Genomic DNA, 2,704 nt, shown 5'->3' on the forward strand with positions numbered 1-2,704 from the left:
AAAATCTACTGGCGCCTATATGCCGAAAAACTTGTGGCGCCTAAGCGCCGAAAAGCCCCTGGCGCCTTTATGCCGAAAACGGTTTGCCTCCTTAACGGCGAAAGTTCACACAGATCGATTCCACTAAACTTGTTCATACCGGCCTCCTGTGCGTCACGTCGCTGTTCGCACCTCGACTCTACGCCAGCCGTTCGACCCGAACGGGAGGGGGCCGGCTATATGATTATCAGAACCCGTGATCCTGCTGTGCGTGCGCTGGTACGTTGCGTACTCGCTGAGCCTGCGCGATCTCGAAGAGATGATGGCGAGTGCGGTTTCGAGGTCGATCATTCCACCGTTCACCGGTGGGTCATCAAGCATGTGCCGCTTTTTGGGAAAGCGTTTCGCAAACACAAACGCCCGGTGGGAAAGAGCTGGCGCATGGATGAGACCTACATCAAGGTCAAAGGGCAATGGAAGTATTTGTACCGGGCCGTGGACAACGAGGGCAACACGGTCGATTTCCTGCTGCGCGCCCACCGTGACAAGGCTGCAGCCCGTCGGTACTTCGACAGGGCGATTGACCGGAACGGCGAACCCGGGACGGTTACGGTGGACAAAAGCGGCGCGAACCTGGCTGCGCTCGAATCGCTGAACACCGAACGTGCAACGCCAATCAAGGTGCGGCAGAACAGGTAGCCGTGCTGAACCGGCATGGAGTGGACATCACGCAGCGCGAGCATATCTTCACCCGTGCTTCCTGCACAGTTCCTTGACCGCCATACCGGCTTCGGCTTCCTTCAGAAACCCGATGATTTGTTCTTCCCTAAAGCGCTTCTTCATGTTCGTCTTCTTCTCCGAAAAGAACTTTACTAGACTCCGCCTGGTCCTGTTTGCGGGAGCAGGTCAATGCCCAAATTTGGAATCGATCAGCGCCAACTCAGAATCTGTCAGAAACTATCATTGGCATGATTAATCACTGGCACGTGTTGGGGATACGTTTATTATGTGTCTTCGGTAGCTCCCCCCGGTTTTAGTCTGGCCTGCAGCTATAAAAACTGCGGGGTTGCGTCATGTGCCCGGGCGAACTGCTCGGGTGCGAGGTAATCGAGCGAGCTGTGAGGCCGGTCGGTGTTATGCTCGATACGCCGGTCTTCAATAAGCAGCCTTGCGCGGCGCATTGAGAAGAACGAGACTTGGGAAAGCGTGACGTGCGCTCCGATAATGGAGTGTTCTGCCGATTACGTTAGTTATCCTTATATATTGCGCCTTCAGCCGAACGCCAGCCAACAAGTTGACAATACCCGATTTCTTCATCACGCCATTTTACGTCACCGGCCCAACAACCTGACAACGCCTTTGCGCGGATCGGCTTAGAGGGCGGCGGCGGCCTTACTGCATGCCTTGATGACGAAAAGCGGATTTCCCGACAAGGACTGAGATATGACATCGCAAGATATGGCATTTCACTATGTGAGCGTCACCGACGAAGGTGACGGTAAGCATCAGGGAAACTATGACAACGATGGCGCAACCGTCCTCGGCGCGATCGCGATCGGCCCGAACGCGTCGGCGAGCGTGTTGAACTCGGTGGCGCTGGGGGCGAACTCGATGACGGGCAGCTTCAGCCAGGTGAGCGACGCGACGATTGGCAACACGACCTACGGGGGCTTCGCGGGCAGCGCCAGGGGGGTGGTGAGCGTTGGGGGGCCGGGCGCGGAGCGGCAGATCACGCACGTGGCGCCGGGCGCGATCACCTCAGCGAGCACGGATGCGATCAACGGCAGCCAGCTGTACTCGGCGGTTAATGGTCTGGAGGCCTTGATTGCATCGGTCAGAGCGGAATTGACCACCCTTGGTAACCAGTAGGACTGCGCCTCCGGCGCGGCCACGTGGAGTTGCCATGGTACGAAAAATTACGGTATGCCTTGATGATGATGAAAGAAAGAAGATTTTCTGATAAGGATTCCATATGACGTTGCACTATGTGAGCATCAACGACGGCGACCTGCCAACCGGCAATTACAACGACGATGGCGCAACCGGCGTTGACGCGATAGCGATCGGGCCTGTAGCGGTTGCGAACGTGCCGAACACGGTGGCGCTTGGCACGGGCTCGGAGACGGGCAGCTCGCTGCAGGTGTCCAGCGCGACGGTGGGAGCCATCACGCTGCACAACTTTGCGGGCGAAGCGAGCGGGGTAGTGAGCGTGGGGATGCAGGGCGCGGAGCGGCAGACCACAAACGTAGCGTCGGGCGCGATCACCTCAGCCAGCACAGATGCGATCAACGGCAGCCAGCTGTACTCGGTGATTGATCGCCTGGAAGCCGAGATTGCATCGCTCAAGACTGAAGTGGCCACGCGCCGGAGTCAGTAGCATTCGTAGGGGCGTTTCTCGTTCATATGGCACACGGGAGTTGAGATGAAATTGACCTTACTGGAGCCAATTGACGATCAGCGGCTCTGTCGCGCAAAGCGGTTCCGTCGCGGTAAGGAAGCCGGTCAAGCAAAAATGATATGCGAAGGAAGGCTTACGGAACCAACGAGTAAAACGGTTCTGCTAATCATAGCCGGCCTCCCCTCCGTTCGGATCGAACGGCTGGCATAGAGTGGAAGAGGTGGCTTCGAGAATTCGGACAGTTCGTTGAGTGGAAAAGCTGGGGCGTGAGTCGGCCATAATGGCCGGCAACAAGGAACCAGAAGATGACGAAGCGAAACCGACGGA

General features: G+C 57.3%; 3 protein-coding genes and 2 pseudogenes. 3 read left to right on the top strand and 2 right to left on the bottom strand.

Annotated elements, in window-relative coordinates:
• Positions 1-235: 235 nt before the first annotated feature.
• Positions 236-675, top strand: a pseudogene (locus tag HV796_RS41505) (IS6 family transposase); the annotation flags it as partial.
• Positions 676-729: 54 nt separating this feature from the next.
• Here the strand turns inward: HV796_RS41505 and HV796_RS41510 are convergent.
• Positions 730-822: pseudogene (locus tag HV796_RS41510) on the bottom strand (transposase); the annotation flags it as partial.
• 206 nt (positions 823-1,028) lie between these two features.
• The gene (locus tag HV796_RS46335; RefSeq protein WP_377692061.1) at positions 1,029-1,205 is read right to left on the bottom strand and encodes an integrase core domain-containing protein; all 177 of its coding nucleotides are present in this window, start codon (positions 1,203-1,205) and stop codon (positions 1,029-1,031) included.
• Between the two features lie 217 nt (positions 1,206-1,422).
• Between HV796_RS46335 and HV796_RS41520 the strand changes: the two genes are divergently transcribed.
• A complete protein-coding gene (locus HV796_RS41520) occupies positions 1,423-1,848 on the top strand; it encodes a hypothetical protein (protein ID WP_175233450.1) in 426 nt (141 codons plus the stop codon).
• Between the two features lie 103 nt (positions 1,849-1,951).
• Positions 1,952-2,356 carry a hypothetical protein gene (locus HV796_RS43760; protein WP_246356380.1) on the top strand — a complete coding sequence of 135 codons (405 nt, stop codon included), beginning with the start codon at positions 1,952-1,954 and terminating at the stop codon, positions 2,354-2,356.
• The last annotated feature ends 348 nt before the right edge of the window (positions 2,357-2,704 follow it).

The sequence above is a fragment of the Paraburkholderia humisilvae genome (assembly GCF_902859855.1).
GTDB lineage: Bacteria > Pseudomonadota > Gammaproteobacteria > Burkholderiales > Burkholderiaceae > Paraburkholderia > Paraburkholderia humisilvae.